Source organism: Bradyrhizobium tropiciagri (assembly GCF_018130545.1).
Lineage (GTDB): Bacteria > Pseudomonadota > Alphaproteobacteria > Rhizobiales > Xanthobacteraceae > Bradyrhizobium > Bradyrhizobium tropiciagri_A.
The window spans coordinates 201,259-223,009 of sequence record NZ_JAFCKF010000007.1 but is presented as its reverse complement, the minus strand read 5'-3'; the positions used below and the strand labels follow the sequence as shown (position 1 = coordinate 223,009).

Genomic DNA, 21,751 nt, shown 5'->3' with positions numbered 1-21,751 from the left:
CGCTCTGAAATCATTGAATAATCAAGCAGGTTTTGATTCCGCCATTCGGATTCTGATCCGTTGCGCTCAAAAGGACGCTTAAGCCCATGAGTTCGTTACGTACAGAAGGCCGGTAGGCGCGGGTCCTTGGAGTGCGTTTGGAAACCGCTGCTAACTCTCGGCACCGTCCAGTCTCCCGACTTACACTGCCACACTCCTCAGGCGGCCAGCTCGAAGTCATGCTGCCTGCTGAATTCGTTCTTGCCCCTCGCCCAGAGTGTTTGGCTCCAATCGGACTTGGGTAACGGTTCTTCGGCTAGCCCCCGAGACCGAGCCAATTGATCAGAGCTTTATGTTCCTTCAGCGAGTCACCAAGTGCGGAAAACACGACGGTACTGATAGCTTGCTGTTGGCTGCGCAGGTGGTCTTCAACCAGCTTGTGCCGAGTGACATAGCCTGCGTTCACGCCAGGGATAGAATGGTTCATGAGGAGCTTAGCATCGAATCCGGAAACGCCGGCAGCGGTCGCAATCGTCCGAAATGTTTGACGAAGATCATTGCCCCATTTTGACAAGACCGCTCGATCTTCCTTTGTTTCCGCTAAGTGTCCAGAGGCGCTCTCAGCTGGAACAACCACTTTTGCGCCTGAGACGGCTGCATTTGCCTGCCGAAACGAAGCACCCGAATGAGACACAGGATCATTTGCCGAGATAGCGGGATGTCGAACGCTCGCTTGCTGCCTCCTTTGGGCTTTGGGATGTGGAGCGTACGCCGTCGAAAATTTATGTGTTCGGGTCTACCCGTGACGATCAAGGATCTTTCTGCCGTCGCCGGTATGCCTAGGCGACGAGGTTCGTTTCTCTTCGGAAGCGAACCAGTCGCAGAGGACACGCCTTGCGTAGCGCGTATGCGAGAAGCGGCGTCGTCTTTTTGGCAAAGACTGCGACACCCAAAGGAGGCTGCAAGGTCGTGACAGAGAGCGCGGTTCACGGCGTAACCGCTAATCCTTACGATCTCTCAAAGAGACCAGGAGGTTCTTCTGGGCGGCAGCTGCGCTTTCGCTTGGCTTTGGTCCCATCGCCCTTGGCAGTGATGGCGCAGGATCGATCCGCATTCCCGCGAGCTGCACCAACTTGTTCGGTCTTAAACCGGGTTTCGGACGAGTTACCGAACTGTCGCGCTTGGGCTGATCGCTGCCGATGGGCCGGGCGATGAGCCCGGGTCGCCGGCGCCGACCAGGCCGTCGCACCGCAATGCCGCCAGCAAGGCGGCCTCCGGGGTCCGAGGCGAGCCTCGGATGCGGGCGGCGAACGCCAAGCTTCGCCGCTTTGATGGCCCGGTGGACCTCCTCCCGGACAACGCGAGATTCTTCCGCAGGCCGTCGCGCCACCCTTCATCGAAGACCGGAGGAGGTCCTTAATCTTTGCCCGCACGTCGAGGCCGCGACGAGCTATCGGACCCTTCCGGATCGAGGACTTTCAACCGGCTTAGTATGCGTGGGCATCCTCTTTTCATCGCGATCGACTGCTTAATATATTGAAATATCGTATATTATCCCGCATATTACACCTTTCTAGAATTGCGGGATAATGCCGTTATGACTGCGGAACTCATCCAATTCACGGACGAGAAAATTCGGGTGCTCGTTAACCTCGAACAGCAATACGAGGTGTGGATCGAGGCCGAGCGGGCCATCGCAACTCTGCCCTACAATTTGAAATGGAAGACTGTCTCCGAAAAGGATTATCTGTACCAGGTGCTAGACCGAACCGGAAACGCGAAGAGCCTAGGACCGCGGTCGACCGAGAATGAAACGAAGTTCGACGCTTACCATTCCCGGAAGACGGAGCTAAGCCGCCGTCGAGACGAAACCCGAGCGCGGCTCGTCGATACGTGCCGATTGTATCGCGCGCTACGGCTGCCGTTGATCCCATCCGAGGCGGCGGAAATTCTGCGGGAAGCCGACCGGCGTGCGCTGCTGGGGACGCACCTGTTGGTCGTCGGCACGAACGCTGTTCCGGCCTACTTTGTCGAGGCTGGGGGGCGCATCGTGAATGCACCATCGGAAACCAACGACTTCGATCTCGCGTGGATGGCAAACGAACAGGAAGAGCGAGACAATCCCGTATGGGCGATGCTGAAGTCCGTCGACCGGACTTATACCGTCAACACCGAACGGCCGTTTCAGGCGCGAAATTCGAAGGCTTATGAAGTAGAATTGCTGGTGGCTCCCTCAAAGGTCGGCACCATGGGCAAGAGGGACCAGCCGAAGCCTGTCCCGCTTGACGAACAGGAATGGCTGCTGCGCGGAAGGTTCGTCAGCCATGTCGTGGTTGGACGAGATGGAAGCCCGGCGAGGATCGTGGCACCAGATCCCCGGTGGTTTGCGCTTCAGAAACTCTGGATGTCGCGTCAGGAGAAGCGCAACTCCCTCAAGCGACCGAAAGATGCCAAACAAGGTGAGGCCCTGTTGACGGTGATCAGGGATTGGATGCCACAGTTCAAGATGGATGACGCCTTTGAGGAAGAACTGCCAGATGAGCTGCGCCCCCTATTTGAAGAGTGGAAGCAAGAATACGGCGCCGCAAGTATGCCGCGGAGTTTGCCCTGGTAGGGCTTTTGGGTCAGCTGAATGAGTCGCCCACGCAAAATAGCGGAGCAACTTGCTTGGATCCGCGCCCGGTCGTTTGCTGTCAACACGACGACTACCCCTCTCGACGCGGCGAGATACTCGAAGCCTCTCTCTATGAAATCTTCAACGAGTTAGGAACATTTGCCCGAAGAAACTCGATCAGCGCGGTGGTCCTGGATGGCATTGGCGAGCGCTTCGGAAAGACCGCCCAGATCGACTGGTCGGACGGTCGTTCGTCGGCCAGCAGTTCGATGAGCGTTCCGTCGCGCAAGTGGTCCTGTACGTAGAAATCCGGAAGTTGGCAGATCCCTAATCCCTGGACCGCCGCATCGAGTACGGCGAATCCGCTGTTGCAACGCCACCGTCCCGCCGGGGTCATCTGATTATCCTTACCGGCCGTCTTGAATTGCCAGTAGGGGGTCGCACCGAGCAGGCACGCATGCTCTCTGAGATCGGATGAGTTCGCAGGAATGCCGCAACGTTCAAGGTAGCTGGGCGCTGCGCTTAGGTGGAGCGATCTCGAGCCGAGCTCGACGCGGTCGAGCCGGTTGTCGGTTATGGCTCCGATCCTGACGCCGATGTCCATACCTTCGGCGACAAGGTCGAGTACGCGGTTCGTAAGCTCGATCTCGACACGGATCTCCGGATGGGCCGCGACGAACCGTCCGATAAGCGGCGTGATCGTCCGCTCGCCGTAGGCGACGGCACAGGTCAAGCGGATTAGGCCCTTGATCGCATTCTTGCCGGACCTGATGGAATCGAAGGCAGCTTCGCGGTCGTCGATGAGCTGGCGGCAACGCCGCTCGAAAAGACGACCGTTCTCCGTCAGCGCGACCCGTCTGGTATTGCGCGTCACCAACTGCGTTCCGAGCCGTTCCTCGAGCCGATTGATCTCGCGGCTGACTTGGGAAATCGAGATCCCCAAGCGGCTTGCGGCGCGCGTAAAATTGCCAGCTTCGGCCACCGCGACCAAGGTTTCAAGGCCTTCCCATTGCTGCATCCGGTCCCCATCTTTGCGAATAGGCAAAACTGTTTTCAACAGAGGCGGGATTATCACCATGTCGTCAAGCCAGTAGTTTCTCTGCGTGAATGGAGACCAAATGGATGAAGACGCGGGCTGCTGTTGCGCTTGAGGCTAGAAAGCCACTCGAAATCATGGAGATCGACCTCGAGGGCCCGAAGGCCGGCGAGGTTCTGGTCGAGATCAAGGCTACCGGAATCTGCCACACCGACGCCTACACGCTCGATGGTTTCGACAGTGAGGGCATTTTCCCGTTGGTGCTCGGCCACGAGGGCGCCGGCATCGTGCGGGAGGTGGGGCCGGGCGTCCTGTCTGTGAAGCCGGGCGACCACGTGATCCCGCTCTACACGCCAGAATGCCGGCAATGCAAAAGCTGCCTGAGCCGGAAGACCAATCTCTGCACTGCGATCCGCTCGACCCAGGGCAAAGGCCTGATGCCCGACGGCACTTCGCGCTTCAGCTACAAGGGCCAACCAATCTTCCACTATATGGGCTGCTCGACCTTCTCGAATTTCACGGTACTCCCGGAGATCGCAGTCGCGAAGATCCGCGAGGACGCCCCGTTCGACAAGAGCTGCTACATCGGCTGCGGCGTCACCACCGGCGTCGGCGCCGTCGTCAACACAGCGAAGGTCACGCCGGGCTCCAACGTCGTGGTGTTCGGGCTCGGCGGCATCGGGTTGAACGTAATTCAAGGCGCGCGAATGGTCGGTGCCGACAAGATCGTCGGCGTCGATGTTAACGACTCCAAGGAGGAGTGGGGCCGCCGCTTCGGCATGACTCATTTCGTCAACCCGAAGAAGATCGGCGGCGACATCGTGCAGCTCTTGGTCGGTCTGACCGATGGTGGAGCCGACTACACCTTCGACTGTACCGGCAATACCACCGTGATGCGGCAAGCCCTGGAAGCCTGCCATCGCGGTTGGGGCGTTTCGGTTGTGATAGGTGTGGCGGAAGCTGGCAAGGAGATCTCTACCAGGCCGTTCCAGCTTGTCACGGGGCGGGTCTGGCAGGGCTCGGCGTTCGGCGGCGCGCGCGGCCGAACGGACGTGCCGAAGATCGTCGATTGGTACATGGACGGCAAGATCCAGATCGACCCGATGATCACCCATGTGCTGACGTTCGAGGAAATCAACAAAGGTTTCGACCTGATGCACGAGGGCAAGTCTATCCGCTCGGTGGTCGTGTTCTAAGCAGAGCGGCACGTTGAATTCAAAAGAAGGATGCCAGGCAAATGGCCGTTCGTCTCCATCCAGCGATCGATAGCGGCGAAGGGTTCAGGCGCGTTCTCCTGCGGAACGCTCGTCTGCAAGTGAACGAAAAAGCCGGTCAAGATCGGCATCAAAGGCGAAGTGGCGCACAACCGCGCTTGCGGCTGTACCCAATGCTGGAAGCCCGCTAGTGCGATCGTTTCGGTAGTCGCGGTGGTTCCCGGCGAGAACGTGAGTGTTCTGGAAAAGGGCGAGAAGCTTCACGTGGTTGATGCCTCAAAGGCCATCCAACGCCACGCATGCGGAACTTGCGGCACGCACATGTCTTGACGGATTGAGAATAAGGCGCATCCATTCCATGGGCTTGATTTGATCCACCCCGAACTATTTCAGGAGGATGGCGCAGCGACTCCCGGGTTCGCGGCCCTCGTGTCGTCGGTGATCGAATCCGGAGCCGAGCCCGAGGAAATGGGGCCATCCGACAGCGCCTCGCAGAACTGAGCTGACCCCCTACGACAGCCTGTCGCCGGAATTGATGGATGCGATAGCGACGCATGTGGCGAAAGCGAAGGCTGCCTAGCCGTCGTCTAGGTACCACAAGCTTGACTTCGGCTCATTGGAGCCGGCCGGCCACTGGCACCTTCGCTCAGCGGCCGGCCGGGGCAGGCATGCCTTTCAGTCCTAGCTCGGCTATCTTGCGGCAGTGTTGCCGGGCATCGGGCCGGATCACGCGACGAACCAGTCTTCTCCTTCGAAGATCCCGGCAGAAGCCTGTCATCAACCGACGGTCGGAGAACCCGAGAAATCGGAACAGAGCCAGTCAAGATTTGAGATGCATATCGCCATTCATCTAGATTCTAATAGCAAGACCAGCCTGCAGATGCAGATCTACGAGCAGCTCGTCGATCACATCCGTGCTGGTCGTCTGAAATCCGGCGGCATCCTTCCGAGCTCGCGGGACCTGAGCAAGCAACTGGGGGTGTCCCGGAATACCGTCACCGAAGCGTACGAAAAGCTGATCGCCGATGGATACATCCACACGGCGCCGCAGAGGGGCACGTTCGTTCGCGGCTCGGTGCCCGAGGACGCCATGTCCACGGGTGCAAGGAAGATTATCGAAAAATCGGACATGATGTCCTCGATCAACTTGCCGCTTCCGTATGGCGCCCGAGGCCTGCCGGGACTTTATGCGCCCCCCGATGTCCAAATTCGCACCGACTTCCGCTTCGGGCGCTCCGACCCGCACTCCTTTCCGGACAAGACGTGGCGACGGCTTCTCCTCGAGTGTTTGGGCGGCGCATCGGAACGCATCAGCCAGTACAATGATCCCGCTGGAATTCTCGAATTGCGGGATCTCATCGCGAACTACCTCGGTCCATCGCGCGGCATGTCCGTCACGGCCGATAACGTCGTCATTGTGGGCGGATTCCAGCAGGGCATAAACCTCGCGGCGCACCTGATGGTGGGCGTCAACACGCCGGTGGTGATGGAAGCTCCGTGCTATCGCGGCGCAGCCTTCCTCTTCGAGACATACGGCGGCAGAGTCATTCCTGTGCCTGTCGACGATAATGGGATCGACGTGGAGCGACTGCCCGACCATCGGGTGAAGCTCGTCTACGTGACGCCGTCGCATCAGTTTCCGACGGGCGGCACCATGTCGCTCGAAAGACGACTGGCGCTTTTGCGATGGGCCGCCAAGACCGGCGCTTACATCCTGGAGGTCGATTACGATTCCGATTTTCGCTACGAGGGAACCCTGCTCCCCTCTTTGCAATCGCTCGACCGTAATGGTTGCGTTATCTACCTCAATTCGTTCTCCCGTTCAATCGGTCCGGGATTGCGCCTCGGCTATATGATCGTTCCACGTGATCTTTTGAATGTGACGAGAACCCTGAAGGCGCTGATCGACAACGGCTCCCCATGGCTCGAACAGGCGACGCTCGCGCAGTTCATGAAGAACGGGAGCTTGACGAGCCACCTGAAGCGCCTCCGGAACACATATCGCGACCGCCGCGACGAAGTGAGATCTTCCATCGAGAGGCATTTCGGTGAGGCAAGGCTGACGGGCGACGCCGCCGGCACCCACATGCTTTGGAGCCTACCGGATCCGTTGCCTCCCGCCGCAGAGCTCCAGGCGATCGCAAGAGGCGTCGGAGTAGGTGTTCACGGGTTGCGATCGGCAGCGGTGCTGCACGAAGGAATGCTTCCCGATCACGAGCGGAAGGTTCTGTTGGGTTACGTCCACCTGACGCCGACTCAGATCGACGATGGCTTCACCCGCATCGCGGGCGCCCTGTCCGGCACGCGCTGACCGCGCACCGCGGCAGGGCGAGCTATCTTTTATAGCAATTTGCCGCATCAACGGGCACCGAAAGCCGCTCCATTCGGCACCAAAAAACGCGATCCGTGAAAATATCACTGGCGCTACGTCCATGTCATTGGCTGGCCCTACATTTCGCATTTCTCGCTGTTGAATGTGGCGGCTCCATCGCGCGGACGATGGGGAATACGTCCCCTCAACTCGATGAAGTCCGGGCCTGACTCTTGCCGATAGGAGTGTCGCCATGTCCGTTCAAGCCAACACGAAAACCATCCGCGGTGCATGCCCGCAGGACTGCCCCGATACCTGCGCCTTCATCTACCACGTCAAGGACGACAAGCTGGTCGAAGTGACGGGCGATCCGGACCATCCGATGACGCGCGGTGGCCTGTGCGTGAAGCTCAAGGATTTCGCCAAGCATCATTACAACCCGGACCGCCTTCTCTATCCGATGAAGCGGACGGGACCGAAAGGCTCAGGTCAATATGAGCGCATCAGCTGGGAAGAGGCTCTGTCCACCATCAAGAGCAAGTGGACGGAGATCATCGATCAGTACGGAAGCACGGCGATCATGCCACATGCCTATCTGGGCAACCAGGGCACGGCGAACGGTCTTACGGCCGGCGACGCGTTCTTCAACCGCTTGGGTTCGACCGTCGCGGAGAAGACGTATTGCGAATCCGGATCTTCCACGGCTTGGGTCATGACGGTCGGGCCGACAGGGGGGCTCGACGTCGAGAGCCTCGCCTACGCGAAGTACATTATCGTGTGGGGCATGAACATGGTCTCCACAAACCTGCACGCATGGCCATTCGTGCTCGAAGCCAGAAGTAAGGGCGCGAAGGTCGTTGTCATCGATCCCTTCAAGTCCCGGACGGCAAAGCAGGCCGACTGGCACATCGCGATCAAGCCGGGCACGGACGCCGCTCTGGCGCTCGGCATGATGAACATCATCATCCAGGAAGGCCTCGTCGATTACGACTATGTCGAGAAGTATACGCTCGGCTACGAAGAGCTGAAGGCCCGGGCAGCTGAATTCCCCGTCGAAAAGGTTTCGGAGATCACGGGAATCCCGGCCGCAGACATCATCACTCTCGCCCGCGAATATGCGACGACACCACCTGCGGCCATCCGGGAGGGCGTCGCCGTCGAGCGCTGCCCCGGCGGCGGAGACGCGGTTCGAGCGATCACGTGTCTTCCTGCGCTGATCGGCGCTTGGCGTCACGTCGGCGGCGGAGCCGTCGAGATGCCCATCTACGAATTTCCGATGAGCGTCGCGCACGTTTCGAGGCCTGATTGGATCAAGCCGGGAACGCGCGTCATCAACGAGCTCGATCTCGGGCCGGCGCTGACCGGCAAGACGAAGCTGGACCCGCCTATCAAATCTGTCTTCGTCTACAACTCCAATCCGGTCTCGCAGGCGCCGAATTCCGGCGAATTGGTCAGAGGACTTCTTCGGGAAGACCTCTTCACAGTCTGCAGCGAACTCTTCCTGACCGACACCGCCAAATACGCCGATATCCTGCTGCCATCCACCATGCAGGCCGAACAGTACGACATCATGGTAACCTGGGGGCATTTGTACATCATGCTCAACCAGCCGGCGATTCCTGCGCCCGGCGAATGCGTCGCGAATATCGATCTTTTCCGCAAGCTGGCGAAGACGATGGGATTTGATGACGAGTATTGGGACCTCACGGATGACGAGTGGCTGACGCTCTCCTACGATTGGAATTCGCCGGCGCTCGAAGGCATCACCCTGGATGTCCTGAAGAAGGATGGCTGGAAGCGTCTGAACGTCGGCACGCCGGACGTCCGTGCTCCCCATGCGCAGGGCAACTTCAAGACCCCGTCAGGCAAGTGCGAATTCAAATCGAGCATGGCCGAAGGCGGCAACATGGTGCTGGACGTATGGCGATCCGGCTATACCGAGATGCAAGTGGGAGGCTACGTCGACCCGGTCCCGAACTACATCCCTCCGCATGAAGCCAATATTGAAGGAGACGGCATGTCGGATCAATTCCCGTTGAACCTGGTCTCTCCGAAACCGCATGCCTTCCTGAATACGCAATACGGCAACGAGAACCCGCAGATGAAGCGGCAGGGCGAACAACGGATCATGATCAACCCGACCGACGCGGCAAGGCGATCGATCGCCCAAGGCAGCTACGTGCGGGTCTTCAACGATCGCGGCACGTTCGAAGCCAAGGCCGATCTCACCGACGACGTCGGGGCCGGGTTGATCGTCACGAACGTCGGACACTGGCCTAGCCTGAATCGAACCGGCACCGCTGTCAATTCGACCACTGCGCCCCGTCACGCCAATCTCGGGCAGGCCGGCGTATACTCGGACAACCGCGTCCAGGTCGAGAGCATCTCGTGAGACTGCAGATTGTCGACCGGGCAACCGGTCGACAATTATCGTCTTCTGACAAGGTTGGGGGAGTAAAGTTTATGCCACACGTCGTAACGGACAGTTGCAGTCGATGTCTCTTCACGGATTGCGTGGAGCATTGCCCGGTCCAGGCTTTTCATGCCGATGATGAGCGCAGCTACATCGATCCGGACACCTGCATCGATTGTGGCGCCTGCGTCCCGCCCTGTCCGGTGCAGGCCATTCACGAAGTCTTCGATCCGGACGAAGAGCGGGAATTGCTCGATTTGAACAAACTGCGTTCGCGCGCCTTTCCGGTGATTTCGGTCAAACGGTCTCCTTTGCCGTCGGCCGAAGCCCGTCAATCCGAACTCGGCTTCTGAAGCACCACGGGGGGTATGCGCATGACCAGGCACGTCGCCGTCGTCGGAAGCGGGCCGAGCGGCTTCTACGCCGCCGAGGCTCTTCTGAACGCCTCGGAAGACATCGTGATCGACATGTTCGAACGTTTGCCGACTCCGTACGGGCTGGTCCGTAGCGGCGTCGCGCCGGACCATCTCAAGCTGAAGCAGGTCACGCTCGTCTTCGACAAGATCATGCGGTCCGAACGCTTCCATTTTCTCGGCAACGTCAGTGTCGGCACCGACGTGCCGATCGACGCCCTCTTGAAAGCCTATGACGGGGTCGTGCTGGCCTACGGAGCCTGTGCGGATCGCAAGATGAGTATCGCCGGCGAAGGGTTGACAAACAGCCATTCCGCGACCGAATTCGTGGGATGGTACAACGGCCACCCAGACTTCCGCGATCGCACGTTCGACCTCGGCCAGGAAACCGCGGTCGTCGTGGGTCATGGCAATGTGGCGGCCGACGTCGCGCGCATCCTGCTGCAGCCGCCCGACGATCTCCGTCGGACCGACATCGCGGCGCACGCGCTGGACGCGCTCGCAAAGAGCAAAGTTCGCGAGGTCCACCTGGTCGGAAGGCGGGGCCCGGCCCAAGCGAAATTCACCACACGTGAACTGCGCGGGTTGGGAACGATACCGGGGTGCGAATCGGTCGTCGATGGCAACGCGATACGGCTCGGGCCGGCTTGCGAGGTGGAAATCAGCGAGAAGTCGAACCTGAACGCCCTTCAGAACGTCCAGTTCTTCCGCGGGCTGTGCGAGGCCGAAGGTGCGAGAACGTCGCGTCGGCTCATCTTTCATTTCTGTCTCAGTCCCGAACGTCTCGAGGGTGAGGCGGGCAAGGTCGATCGGTTCGTGTTCCGGAAGAACTCGCTGCGCGGTGGCCCGTTCGACCAGACCGCTGATCCGACGGATGACCTTCTGCCGATCGAATGTGGCCTCGTCTTCGGCAGCATCGGTTATCGCGGCCAACCTTTGGAACGTCTGCCCTTCGACTCGCGTCGCGGCGTCGTCCCGAACCGTAAGGGACGCGTGGAATCCGACGGTATCACCGTTGATGGATTATACGTGACCGGTTGGCTCAAGCGCGGACCGACGGGGATCATCGGCACCAACCGAGCCGACAGCATCGAAACTGTGCAGCAGATAATGGAAGACTTTTCGAACCGCGAGGCGAAGTCGCCGCAGGGACGAACCGCGCTTTCGGAGACGATTCATGGTCGGAGCGCTCGCATCATCGGATTGCCGGACTGGCTGAAGATAGACGCTGCCGAGTGCGCCGTGGGGCGGAGGGCTGGCAAACCGCGCGAAAAATTCACGCGCATCGCGGAGATGCTTGAGGTGGTTTCGGTCGCCTGAATGAGCGTTACCCCACGACACGATCCAGCCTGCAAAACCTAGACGGTGCGTTTCAGGCTGGCACCATGAATCGTTCGGTGGCTGGCCCTGCTCGCCGGCCACCCAGAATTGGAAATAAGCGGCGGGCCAGCCCGGCGGCTTCGTTGTGGCTGCGGCCCTGCAATTGCAAAACTCGCCGGCATCGGCGCGCAAATCACTGAGAGGACGTTTCGCGTGGCAAACAAGAAAGTATCAAAATTCGGCGTCAAGGCTGCGACCCCGATCGAGACGGATCTGGACGGGTGGAAGAAAGTCGACGGCAATCCGACAATGAAGACCTGGATCGAATACACCGCCGACGACGGCTCTTCGATTTCAGGCTGGTGGGGCGCCACTCCGGGCACCTACCACGCGACCTATGCCGCTCCTGAATTCGTCCACATGATCGAAGGTCAGATTGTCATTACGCCGGAAGGCGGGGAGCCGGTGACGGTCAAGGCCGGCGATGCCTTCGTGGTCGAGAAGGGTTTCGTCGGCACCTGGAAGATCGAGAAGGAAGTTTTCAAGCATTTCACCATCAATCTGAAGTAAGCGATCGCTCAAAGGACGGGGGCATCGTATCGGGATGCCCCCGCACAGGTCGACTTCCACGAGGGTCCGTCGCGTGAACATACCGTTCGTCCCTGCTGCCAATCGACCGCTCGTCGATGGCTTCTCTCGCGTCGTTACCTATTTGAGGGTGTCGGTGACGGACCGCTGCGATCTCCGTTGTGTCTACTGCATGTCACCGGAGATGACATTCCTTCCCAGGAAAGATCTGCTGACCCTCGACGAGTTGGACCGGGTTTGCTCGGCTTTCATCGCGCGCGGCGTACGGAAATTGCGTCTGACCGGCGGCGAACCGCTGATGCGTCGCGGCTTCCTCGATCTCGTACGAAGTGTGGCTCGTCACCTCGGCTCGGGTGACCTTCAGGAACTGACGCTCACAACCAATGGGACGCAACTTTCCAGATACGCCGCGGACCTCGCCGCATTCGGCATTCGGCGGATCAACGTATCGCTCGACACGCTGGACGCCACAGCCTTCCGGAAAATAACTCGCGGCGGAGATCTGGCCGTCGTACTGGAGGGCATCGCCGCCGCGCGCGCGGCTGGTCTCAAGGTGAAGATCAACACCGTCGCGTTGAGGGATCTCAACGAGGAAGTGTTCGAGGAACTGGTCGAGTGGTCTCACGCGAGGGGGATGGACATCACCCTCATCGAAACCATGCCGCTGGGAGATACGGGCGAAGACAGGACGGACCGGTACGTACCGTTGTCACGTGTCCGGTCGCAGTTCGAAAAGCGGTACACGCTCGTCGATTTGGCCGATACTACGGGGGGGCCGGCCAGATACGTCCGGGTCACGGAGACCGGCGGCCGCCTGGGGTTCATCACTCCGCTGACCCACAACTTCTGCCAGACCTGCAATCGTGTCCGGATCTCGTGCGACGGAACGCTTCACACGTGTCTGGGGCAGGATGACAGGGTCGATCTGCGGAAGGCGCTCCGCACGTCTTCGTCCGACGAAATGCTGAACGATGCCATCGACGGCGCGATGCGGCAAAAGCCGCTCGGTCACGATTTCGTCATCGAGCGGCGGGGACAGTCACCTGCGTTGAGCCGCCACATGTCGGTCACGGGCGGCTGATGGACACGATCACGAACCCGTGCCGTACGCTCGCGGCCGTCGTATACGACGAAGGCGCCTATCCGGACAATGTCTTCATGGAGGTGGTCGTTCGTTGCCGTTCATCCGGTGTCGCCCTGGCCGGAATAGTCCAGCGTCGGTTGGGCAGTACCGGCCACCGCTGCGACATGCTCCTGGTGAATCTCGCCACCCGAGAGCAGACATCGATCTTCGCGGATCGGGGGCGAAGATCCAAGGGATGCCAGCTGAACGAGAACGCCATGCTCCAAGTGGTGGCGCAGATCGGGCAGGATCTCTCCCAGGGCCCGAAACTCCTGGTGCTGAACAAGTTCGGCAAGGTCGAAGTCGAGCGCGCGGGAATGCGCGAACTGATTGCTCAAGCAGTCTATGACGCCGTTTCGGTCGTCATAGGCGTTCCGCGCCGCAATCTCGCCGCCTGGCGCGAATTTGCGGGAGATCTCTCGATCGAACTCCATGGTTCGCTCGATGTCCATGACTGGCTATCCAGGGCGATTTGTCGCTCCGCCACGGTGGAGCGGAACAATCGACCGGTGGTTGGAACGAGCCTGGACGGCAGCCCCAGGAAACGGCAAGAGCAACTCTAGGCCATCGGCGGTCTGCTTCGAGCCGAAGCGATTGGTCCGGATCTCGCCGCCTTGGAGAATGGAATGGTTAAAACGACGGGTCGTGGTTCAGGTTCGACCGAACCAGCGGCCGCAAATTTCGTCTGCGTACGGGGCGCCAGAGAGCACAATCTGAAGGACGTCTCGCTGGAGATCCCTCGGGATGCGCTTGTCGTCTTTACCGGCATTTCGGGATCGGGTAAGTCGTCGCTTGCGTTCGGGACGCTGTACGCCGAGGCACAGCGCCGCTACCTGGAATCGGTATCTCCCTATGCGAGGCGCCTATTCCATCAGATGGGCGTGCCGCAGGTCGACGCGATTGATGGCTTGCCGCCCGCGATCGCGCTTCAGCAGCAACGAGGCTCGCCGACGACGAGGTCTTCGGTAGGCAGCGTCACGACCCTGTCGAACTTATTGCGAATGCTATACTCGCGCGCCGGAGACTATCCGGACGGCCAGGCGCTTCTCCATGCCGAGTCGTTTTCGCCTAATACGGTCGAAGGTGCTTGTCCTGAGTGTCATGGGGTCGGGCGCATCCACGAAGTGACCGAGGAGTCGATGGTTCCGGATGACAGTTTGACGATCCGTGAACGGGCAATCGCAGCTTGGCCGACGGCGTGGGGCGGTCAGAATCTGCGCGATATCCTCGTCACACTCGGCTACGATGTTGACAAGCCTTGGCGCGATCTACCGCAGGAGGACCGGAAATGGATCCTGTTCACCGAAGAACAGCCAACCGTTCCGGTATATGCTGGCTATACGCCGGCCGAGACCCGACGAGCGCTGAAGAGAAAGGAGGAACCCAGCTACCAGGGCACGTTCACCAGTGCGAGAAAGCACGTGCTCCAGACCTTCGCGAATACGCAGAGCGCGCTCATGAAGCGCCGCGTGTCCCAATTCATGATCGGCAGGGACTGTCCACAATGCCAGGGCAAACGCCTGAAGACTGAGGCGCTCGCCGTCAAATTCGCTGGCCTCGACATCGCCGACATGTCGCGGCTCACGCTCAAGGATCTCAACGCGCTGGCCGCACCATACGCCGGGCAGGAGCCGCGTTCGGAGCACGACGAACTGCATCCGGAAAAGGCCGTCGTGGTACGAAGGATCGTCGAGGACCTGCTAGGTCGTCTTTCGGTCCTTCTCGACCTGGGCTTGGGATACCTGACCTTGGAACGCAGCACACCCTCGTTATCGCCTGGTGAGCTGCAGCGGCTTCGACTTGCGACACAGGCCCGCTCTAATCTGTTCGGCGTCGTCTACGTGCTTGACGAACCTTCCGCGGGGCTTCACCCGGCTGACACGGAAGCGCTCCTGCGCGCCTTCGATCGGCTCAAGGACGCCGGCAACTCGCTTTTCGTAGTGGAGCATGAGCTCGACGTCGTCCGACGTGCCGATTGGATCGTGGATGTGGGACCGGGCGCGGGCGAGCAGGGCGGCAAAATTCTTTACAGTGGGCCTCCGGACGGCCTGTCGCACATCGAAGCATCAAGAACGCGGCAGTATCTCTTCGCGGAGACCGGTCCGCCCCGGAAGCCCGCCCGCCGCGCCAAGACGTGGCTCCGTCTGCGCGGCGTCACGCGCAACAACCTCGACGGGCTCGACGTCGATATTCCGCTCGGCGTCTTCACGAGCGTCACAGGAATATCGGGATCCGGAAAGTCAACGTTGATCAGCCAATTCCTGGTCGAGGCGCTCGCCGACGGTCTGGGCCAGCGACTTCAGTTTCCGGAGCAGGACGGTGAAGATGCCGGTGAAGCCATTCGGACGCTCGGTGGCGAAATCGTTGAAGGGCTTGATGGCATCAAGCGCCTCGTCGTCGTCGATCAGAAGGCTATAGGCAGGACGCCCCGTTCAAACCTCGCGACCTACACCGGATTGTTCGATCACGTCCGGAAGCTGTTCGCCGCTACGGCCCAAGCGCGGTCACGCCGGTACGATGCGGGACGGTTCTCGTTCAACGTCGCGAAAGGTCGTTGTGCGACATGTGAAGGCGAGGGTTTTGTCTCGGTCGAATTGCTGTTCCTGCCGAGCGTCTATGCGCCCTGTCCCACCTGCAAGGGAGCCCGATACAACGAGAAGACTCTTGAGATAAAGATGGAGGGGAAATCAATCGCGGACGTGCTGGGCATGAACGTCGATGAAGCATTCGACTTCTTTTCGGATGACGACATCCTGCGGCGATATCTCGGAGTCCTGAGGCAGGTAGGGCTGGGATACATTCGGCTTGGCCAGTCCGCGACCGAACTGTCGGGTGGAGAAGCCCAGCGGATCAAGTTGGCGACCGAACTGCAAAGACCGCAAAAGGGTAGTACGCTGTACGTCCTCGACGAACCTACGACGGGCCTTCATCCGTCCGACACGCAGAAGCTAACCGAGCAGTTGAACGGTCTCGTCGATGCAGGCAACACCGTCGTCGTGGTGGAACACGACATGTCGATCGTGAGCCAGAGCGATTGGGTCATCGACATCGGACCGGGAGCCGGGGTCGAGGGAGGTCGGATCGTGGCCTCGGGAATGCCGTCCGAAATCGTTTCCGCTCACGACAGCCGGACTGCGCCGTACTTGGCGCGTTGTCTCGGTGCCGGCGAGCTGCGCACGAAAGATCGGACCAGAGCGACGTCAACCTAGAAGTCCGTAGGGCAGAAACGCGGTCCTCTGCCGAGGTTCCTTTCCAGGACTCATCGAGCACGACCTGTCCATCGATCCCTGCCAGAGACATCGAGTAGCTCGTCTCGTCGTGGCGAAAACAGGGAGACCCGGTCGCCACGTTAGGCGGTTGTGCCTCTAGCCGGTCCGATCTTCCGAGTTGCAGACGCCCGCCTATAGGTCGGCCGGTGCGACCATCTACGGGGCGATCACGAAGCGTCGACTTCCGGACGTGGGCGCTCTGATGGCGCTTGGAGTTGAGCAACCTCGCACCGCAGTGCGGGGCGCTCCCTCATGCAGATTCCACGCGCCGGAAATCGCACGAACCAAGTGTTCGGAGCTTCGCCCTTTCTTCACGGAACGACATTGCGCGACCGCGAAAATTCCTAGTGATTGCGCAATCAAAGAGTGATTTTCGCGTGTCTATCGACCATTTTTGAGACGTAAATTTCTTTTTCTTCCGCCAGGTTGACAGTTTTCTTGCTCACTCCGTACGAAGCCTAGGCGGTATACGACGGCCAATGGTCGCTCAACGAGGAGTGCAGCTGTCAAATAACTCCATTGTCTTAACGATCCCTAGGCGACGAACCAACCGCTAGCGAATTCCGACCTGAACCGAGTGCTCCGATGGAAATCATCACAACCGCTGCCGATCTTCGTTATGCGATCGCGCGGGAGCGTATTAATGGCAAACGCGTCGGCTTAGTACCAACTATGGGATATCTCCATGACGGCCATGCAGCGCTGATCGAGGCAAGCCGGCTGGAATGCGACCTCACCGTAGTCAGCATTTTCGTCAACCCCACGCAGTTCGGACCAACCGAAGATCTCAGCATCTATCCGCGCGATTTTCTGCGTGACGAGAAACTGTGTCGCGGGGCCGGCGTCGATGTCCTATTTGCGCCGGACACGGAAGAAGTCTATCCAGCGCAATTCCAGACCTTCGTCGAACCAGGGGACCTTGCGAGCCCCTTGTGCGGGGCATTCAGACCCGGGCACTTCCGCGGCGTCGCCACCGTCGTGTCGAAGCTATTCAATATGGTGCAGCCCGATGTTGCCTTTTTCGGCCAGAAGGATTTTCAACAGTGCGCGGTCGTGCGGCGAATGGCCATCGATCTCAATCTTCCGATCAAAATCGTCACAGTCCCAACGATTCGCGAACCCGATGGGCTAGCGATGAGCAGCCGCAATCGGTACCTTAGCGATGAGGAACGCCGGCGGGCTCTTGCCATTAGTGCCGGGTTGTTCGCTGCAGAGGCTGAGTTTCGTTCTGGAGAACGCAACGTCGAGAAACTCGTGGCGATCGCCAAGCGGCAGCTCGAGACGGTCGATCGACTGCAGTATCTTGAACTCGTCGATAGCGATACGCTCAAGTCGGCGGAGAGCCCGCTCATCCGCCCCGCGGCACTTTGTGCCGCCGCATACATCGGTGCTACCCGCCTGATCGATAACGTGACATTTGCGCTGCCAACCCAGCAGGACAAAAGATTGTAAGCGGGCTAGGGCCCCCAGTGATCAACGCAAGGGGCCAATTCCGGTATATTTGATTGCTTGCTTGAATGTACTGAAACGAACAATGTTCCCAGCAAGTTGAAGGCGCAGATACGACGATTGGGGCGGCGGGGCGCCTGAGACGTGAATTTCCAAGTGACTGTGCTCAAGATTCTAGCGAGCTATCCAGACGGCTTCGCAACCATGGACGATCTTAAGCGAGACATGGCGATCCTGGCGACCAGCGGAAGGGAGTGGTCCGACCGCACAAAACGATTGGGCGCGAGGGCACCTGGCTTGTCGATCTTTTCACAGGGATTGGTCGAACGCCGGAATTGCGGTTGGATGATCACACAGGAGGGGCGTGAGTTGCTCACGTTCATCGAGGCGCCTGCTTCGGCTAGCAAGGAATAATGCGCTATCCGGAATATCGTGTTGGACGGCGTCGTGGCCGACTAGATCGAGACGGTTGGTCCAGGTGCAGACCAAGGTTACGGTGACCAGCCATCGGGTCCCTGGCTTTGTCGAGGGTACGCGCCAACATTCATTGAGATGCTATGGCATAATATGCCACGCGGCCTCCTTTGAATAACCTGGATAGATGCCAGCGCCCACCAGAAATGTCGTGCTGACGGCGCGTCACGAGGAGCTCCTTGCGACCCTCGACAAGTCTGGCCGCTACCTAGTCACGTGAATCTAAAGTTCGCCACATAAAGTCTGCTGGGCTTTGTGGCAGAAGCGTTTGACGGAAGCCAAAATCTGGTCGGCGGACTTGGTCCATTTGAAGGGTTTGGGATTTTTGTTGTGCAGGTCGATGAAGGTACGGATGTCGGCCTCGAGCTGCCTGACGGAAGTGTGAACACCTCGCTGGATCTGCTTTCGGGTTAGCTCAGCGAACCAGCGTTCGACCTGATTGATCCACGACGCGGAAGTCGGCGTGAAGTGGACATGATAATGCGGCCGACGGGCGAGCCACGCTTTGATCCTGGGTGTCTTGTGGGTGGCGTAGTTGTCCATGACGATATGGACATCGAGGCCTTCAGGAACTTGAGCATCGATCTCTTTTAAAAACTTCAAGAACTCGACTGCCCGGTGGCGCTTGTAGCATTTGCCGATGACGAACCCCGAGGCGACATCGAGTGCGGCAAACAGCGAGGTCGTACCATGCCGCACGTAACTGTGCGTACGACGCTCCGGTATGCCGGGCATCATCGGCAAGACCGGCTGCTCGCGATCGAGCGCCTGAGTCTGGCTCTTCTCATCGATGCTGAGGACAAGGGCTCGGTTCGGCGGGGATAGGTAAAGGCCAACGATGTCGCGTACCTTATCGACGAACAGCGGATCGCTCGACAGCTTGAATGTCTGGCTACGGTGTGGCTGCAAGCCGAACGCCGCCCACATTCGGCGGATGGTGGTGTGGGAAAAGCCAGTTTCCGCAGCCATCGAGCGGATCGACCAGTGCGTCGCATCGGCAGGCGTCGTCCGCAACGTCCGCTCGATCACCGCAGTGACCTGATCGTCGTTGATGGTTCGAGGGCGGCCAGGGCGGGCCTCGTCAAGGAGGCCATCACAGCGATCCTTCAAAAATCGGCGACGCCACTTGCCAACGGTGTGTTCGTGGAGGCCGAGTTCGGCAGCCACAGACTTGCTTGGCAATCCATCCGCGCATCGCAGGATCGCGCGGCATCGCTCAGATAGCGACCGGGCAACACGATGACGACGAACTTGCCTCTCCAAGTACGTCCGCTCCTGCTGACTCAGCACCAACGGCGCGATCGGCCGGCGGCCTCTCATACCTGCATTCGCCACAAGCGCTCTCCTTAAGAGGTCCCGGCGCTTCTTTTATGTGACGAACTTGCATTCCAGATGACTAGTGCCTTCCAGCAATCGAACTCGTTCCACGCACCGACGGCCAGGCAGCGCAACTCACCCTCCGGGGGCGGCAGCCGCGTGCAATTGCCAGCCGTACGCGGCGGATCGTCCTCCCTGACACACCCATTGCGGCACGCAATGGAGGCCAGCGGCCAAAATGGGGCGGGAAACCGCGTGGAACGCCCGCGAGGGTGGAAGCTCGGGCTTCGGCGCCGAGAGTAGCCACGGGTGCAGACCTCAGCCTCTGTCTCACCAGAGAACGAAATTTGCTTTTTGGTGCACGTCGGAAACGCTAAAGCATCTTGGCTGGACAAAACTTGTTAAAAATCGTGGACCGCGCGCCTACCAAGCGACGCGATCACTAACAAAACTTTAGACCGCTGCGATGAAAAGTTGCCACTTAACGAGCGGTGATCCGGCACGAATCTCCCGGTGATCATGCACGATGATTTTCTTGGGGACTAAAATGATGCGCACGACTATCGGGATGAAGCTCGCTCTGTTTTCGGGGTTGGGCATTGCACTCGCTCTCGGGATGGTCGCCAATCAATGGGTTAGCAACCTCACCATCACGGAAGCCACTGCGGCCGTCGGGCGCGAGCAGACGATTCTTAACGGCATCCAAAACGCCGACCATGCCCTCATGGAAATACGACTTGCGCTAACCGATACCAGACTCGCCGAAAGCTCTGAAAAGGTTCAGGCAGCGACCGCCGCAATCAGGTCGGCGATGACCTCGGGCCAGGATGGGCTGAGCATTCCGATCAATATTGCGCTCAAGCCGGACGTGCTGAGGGATATCCAGACCGGCCTCGGCAGGTACGGTGATACCGCGTTGAAAGTGCTGGCCTTAATCAGATTCGAGCAGGGAAAGAGGCAAGTGGATGAAACGGTTTTGGCGACGCAGATTAACGAACTCGTGGCTATTCGCGAACAGGTGCAAAAGGCAACCGCGGCATCGCTCACCAATGCGCGGCACTTTACGGATGAGGCCCGCCAAGCCGCGTCGGACGCAATCAGCCGGGCCACGATCATCGGATTGGTTTTCGGTGTTGCGACGGTCCTCACTTTGTTAGGCTCCGCGCTGTTTTCCTGGCTGACGATTGCCCGTCCGATCCGCGCCATGGCGGTGGCGATGCAGGCGATCGCACGCGGCGCCACCGACACGACAGTGTCCGGCACACAGCGCACGGATGAGGTGGGCGACATGGCGCGCGCGTTCGAGGAGAACGCTCTTCGAATCGCGGCATCAGCACGTGACCGAGAGCAGGAAGCCCAGGCTGCCAACGAACGCAGGCAGGCGATGTTCGATCTCGCCGGTAGCTTCGAGCAGGCTGTCGGAGGGGTCGTCGACATGGTTTCCTCGGCGGCCACCGAAATGCAGGCGACGGCGGCGCAGCTCACGTCGTCGGCACAGGAGACCTCGGGCCAATCGGCCTCCGTCTCAGCGGCGGCGAAGGAGGCCGCGGCCAGTGTCAATGTCGTTGTCGACTCGGCACGGGAATTAGGTGCGGCAGTGCAGGAGATTGGCCGTCAGGTCGAACGCTCCGCCAACATGTCCGGAGCCGCCGTGCGCGAGGCCGAGAGCACTGCTGGCCTGGTCTCCGAGTTGACCATGGTTGCTGGCAGCATCGGCGATATCGTGGACACGATCTCGACATTGGCCGCGCAAACAAACCTACTTGCTCTCAACGCCACGATCGAGGCAGCACGCGCCGGTGAGGCCGGAAGAGGCTTCGCCGTGGTCGCAGCCGAGGTTAAGCAACTTGCCGACCAGACGGCCAAAGCGACCACCGAAATCACAGCGAAGATTGCTGCCATCCAGGCCTCGACCGACAAGGCGGCTCAGGCGATTGGTGGCATCACCGGTACCGTCGGACAGATCAACGATGCGGCCTCAGCCATCGCTTCCGCAGTCGAGCAGCAGACCGCCGCCACTGGGGCAATCGTCGGTTCGCTATCGCAAGTGTCGGCCGGCACCGGCGAAGTGACCGCGAATATCTCCGGAGTGGCTCGGATCGCCGAGCAGACCGGCGCCGGAGCCGCTCAGGTGCTGGCCGCCTCAACGGAGCTGGCGAGGCAGGCGGAAAGCCTGCGCGCCGAGGTCCGCAATTTCCTCGGCTCCGTTCGCGCGGCCTGATCGATGCATA

The 21,751-nt window shown here is 59.9% G+C and carries 15 protein-coding genes and 4 pseudogenes; 16 read left to right on the top strand and 3 right to left on the bottom strand.

The genetic code is table 11. The features are described from left to right. Window positions 1-295: 295 nt before the first annotated feature. A complete protein-coding gene (locus JQ616_RS39930) occupies window positions 296-553 on the bottom strand; it encodes a hypothetical protein (RefSeq protein ID WP_433996010.1) in 258 nt (85 codons plus the stop codon). Between the two features lie 320 nt (window positions 554-873). On the opposite strand from JQ616_RS39930, the pseudogene JQ616_RS39840 reads away from it, so the two are divergent. From JQ616_RS39840 to JQ616_RS29010, 3 genes and pseudogenes are all read left to right on the top strand, one after another. After that, window positions 874-1,011: pseudogene (locus tag JQ616_RS39840) on the top strand (hypothetical protein); the annotation flags it as partial. A gap of 26 nt (window positions 1,012-1,037) precedes the next feature. Next, window positions 1,038-1,169: pseudogene (locus JQ616_RS39835) on the top strand (amidase family protein); the annotation flags it as partial. Between the two features lie 407 nt (window positions 1,170-1,576). Beyond that, entirely contained in the window at window positions 1,577-2,593 is a 1,017-nt protein-coding gene (locus tag JQ616_RS29010) for a GSU2403 family nucleotidyltransferase fold protein (protein ID WP_212020546.1), read from the top strand. Between the two features lie 130 nt (window positions 2,594-2,723). Here JQ616_RS29010 and JQ616_RS29005 read toward each other — a convergent pair whose 3' ends face one another. Further along, window positions 2,724-3,611: a LysR family transcriptional regulator gene (locus JQ616_RS29005; protein WP_212020543.1), complete on the bottom strand. Its 888-nt coding sequence runs from the start codon at window positions 3,609-3,611 to the stop codon at window positions 2,724-2,726. Window positions 3,612-3,715: 104 nt separating this feature from the next. Between JQ616_RS29005 and JQ616_RS29000 the strand changes: the two genes are divergently transcribed. The 12 genes and pseudogenes from JQ616_RS29000 to JQ616_RS39440 all read left to right on the top strand — a co-directional run. Further along, the gene (locus tag JQ616_RS29000) at window positions 3,716-4,825 is read left to right on the top strand and encodes an S-(hydroxymethyl)glutathione dehydrogenase/class III alcohol dehydrogenase (protein ID WP_212020541.1); all 1,110 of its coding nucleotides are present in this window, start codon (window positions 3,716-3,718) and stop codon (window positions 4,823-4,825) included. 41 nt (window positions 4,826-4,866) lie between these two features. Next, window positions 4,867-5,423, top strand: a pseudogene (gene gfa, locus JQ616_RS28995) (S-(hydroxymethyl)glutathione synthase). Window positions 5,424-5,675: 252 nt separating this feature from the next. Further along, on the top strand, window positions 5,676-7,154 hold the full coding sequence (locus tag JQ616_RS28990; protein ID WP_212020539.1) for a PLP-dependent aminotransferase family protein: 1,479 nt from the start codon (window positions 5,676-5,678) through the stop codon (window positions 7,152-7,154). Between the two features lie 253 nt (window positions 7,155-7,407). Further along, complete coding sequence (locus tag JQ616_RS28985) at window positions 7,408-9,546, top strand: molybdopterin-containing oxidoreductase family protein (RefSeq protein WP_212020537.1); 2,139 nt, start codon at window positions 7,408-7,410, stop codon at window positions 9,544-9,546. 71 nt (window positions 9,547-9,617) lie between these two features. Continuing rightward, complete coding sequence (locus JQ616_RS28980; RefSeq protein WP_212020535.1) at window positions 9,618-9,920, top strand: indolepyruvate ferredoxin oxidoreductase subunit alpha; 303 nt, start codon at window positions 9,618-9,620, stop codon at window positions 9,918-9,920. Window positions 9,921-9,941: 21 nt separating this feature from the next. Then, entirely contained in the window at window positions 9,942-11,300 is a 1,359-nt protein-coding gene (locus JQ616_RS28975) for an NADP oxidoreductase (protein ID WP_249137396.1), read from the top strand. Window positions 11,301-11,513: 213 nt separating this feature from the next. Further along, complete coding sequence (locus JQ616_RS28970; protein WP_349630058.1) at window positions 11,514-11,870, top strand: cupin domain-containing protein; 357 nt, start codon at window positions 11,514-11,516, stop codon at window positions 11,868-11,870. Window positions 11,871-11,904: 34 nt separating this feature from the next. Then, the gene (gene moaA, locus JQ616_RS28965; RefSeq protein ID WP_212020532.1) at window positions 11,905-12,969 is read left to right on the top strand and encodes a GTP 3',8-cyclase MoaA; all 1,065 of its coding nucleotides are present in this window, start codon (window positions 11,905-11,907) and stop codon (window positions 12,967-12,969) included. Continuing rightward, window positions 12,969-13,574 carry a DUF2478 domain-containing protein gene (locus tag JQ616_RS28960; protein ID WP_212020530.1) on the top strand — a complete coding sequence of 202 codons (606 nt, stop codon included), beginning with the start codon at window positions 12,969-12,971 and terminating at the stop codon, window positions 13,572-13,574. The genes moaA and JQ616_RS28960 overlap by 1 nt, the downstream gene beginning before the upstream one ends. A gap of 63 nt (window positions 13,575-13,637) precedes the next feature. After that, window positions 13,638-16,220, top strand: a complete 2,583-nt coding sequence (locus JQ616_RS28955) for an excinuclease ABC subunit UvrA (protein WP_212020528.1) — start codon at window positions 13,638-13,640, stop codon at window positions 16,218-16,220. A gap of 645 nt (window positions 16,221-16,865) precedes the next feature. Beyond that, window positions 16,866-17,732, top strand: coding sequence for a pantoate--beta-alanine ligase (gene panC, locus JQ616_RS28950; protein ID WP_212020526.1), 867 nt, complete (start codon window positions 16,866-16,868; stop codon window positions 17,730-17,732). Between the two features lie 141 nt (window positions 17,733-17,873). Further along, a pseudogene (locus tag JQ616_RS39440) lies at window positions 17,874-18,119 on the top strand (hypothetical protein); the annotation flags it as partial. A 306-nt stretch (window positions 18,120-18,425) separates the two neighbouring features. On the opposite strand, the gene JQ616_RS28945 reads toward JQ616_RS39440, so the two are convergent. After that, window positions 18,426-19,538, bottom strand: a complete 1,113-nt coding sequence (locus JQ616_RS28945) for an IS630 family transposase (RefSeq protein ID WP_212020524.1) — start codon at window positions 19,536-19,538, stop codon at window positions 18,426-18,428. Window positions 19,539-20,067: 529 nt separating this feature from the next. On the opposite strand from JQ616_RS28945, the gene JQ616_RS28940 reads away from it, so the two are divergent. Beyond that, entirely contained in the window at window positions 20,068-21,741 is a 1,674-nt protein-coding gene (locus JQ616_RS28940) for a methyl-accepting chemotaxis protein (RefSeq protein ID WP_249137394.1), read from the top strand. The last annotated feature ends 10 nt before the right edge of the window (window positions 21,742-21,751 follow it).

Coding starts and splice junctions, on each gene's coding strand:
- JQ616_RS29005 (WP_212020543.1), bottom strand. CDS start 3,611: ATGCAGCAATGGGAAGGCCTTGAAACCTTGGTCGCGGTGGCCGAAGCT.
- JQ616_RS28985 (WP_212020537.1), top strand. CDS start 7,408: ATGTCCGTTCAAGCCAACACGAAAACCATCCGCGGTGCATGCCCGCAG.
- JQ616_RS28980 (WP_212020535.1), top strand. CDS start 9,618: ATGCCACACGTCGTAACGGACAGTTGCAGTCGATGTCTCTTCACGGAT.
- JQ616_RS29010 (WP_212020546.1), top strand. CDS start 1,577: ATGACTGCGGAACTCATCCAATTCACGGACGAGAAAATTCGGGTGCTC.
- JQ616_RS29000 (WP_212020541.1), top strand. CDS start 3,716: ATGAAGACGCGGGCTGCTGTTGCGCTTGAGGCTAGAAAGCCACTCGAA.
- JQ616_RS28955 (WP_212020528.1), top strand. CDS start 13,638: ATGGTTAAAACGACGGGTCGTGGTTCAGGTTCGACCGAACCAGCGGCC.
- panC (WP_212020526.1), top strand. CDS start 16,866: ATGGAAATCATCACAACCGCTGCCGATCTTCGTTATGCGATCGCGCGG.
- JQ616_RS28960 (WP_212020530.1), top strand. CDS start 12,969: ATGGACACGATCACGAACCCGTGCCGTACGCTCGCGGCCGTCGTATAC.
- JQ616_RS28990 (WP_212020539.1), top strand. CDS start 5,676: ATGCATATCGCCATTCATCTAGATTCTAATAGCAAGACCAGCCTGCAG.
- JQ616_RS28975 (WP_249137396.1), top strand. CDS start 9,942: ATGACCAGGCACGTCGCCGTCGTCGGAAGCGGGCCGAGCGGCTTCTAC.
- JQ616_RS28940 (WP_249137394.1), top strand. CDS start 20,068: ATGATGCGCACGACTATCGGGATGAAGCTCGCTCTGTTTTCGGGGTTG.
- moaA (WP_212020532.1), top strand. CDS start 11,905: ATGCCCCCGCACAGGTCGACTTCCACGAGGGTCCGTCGCGTGAACATA.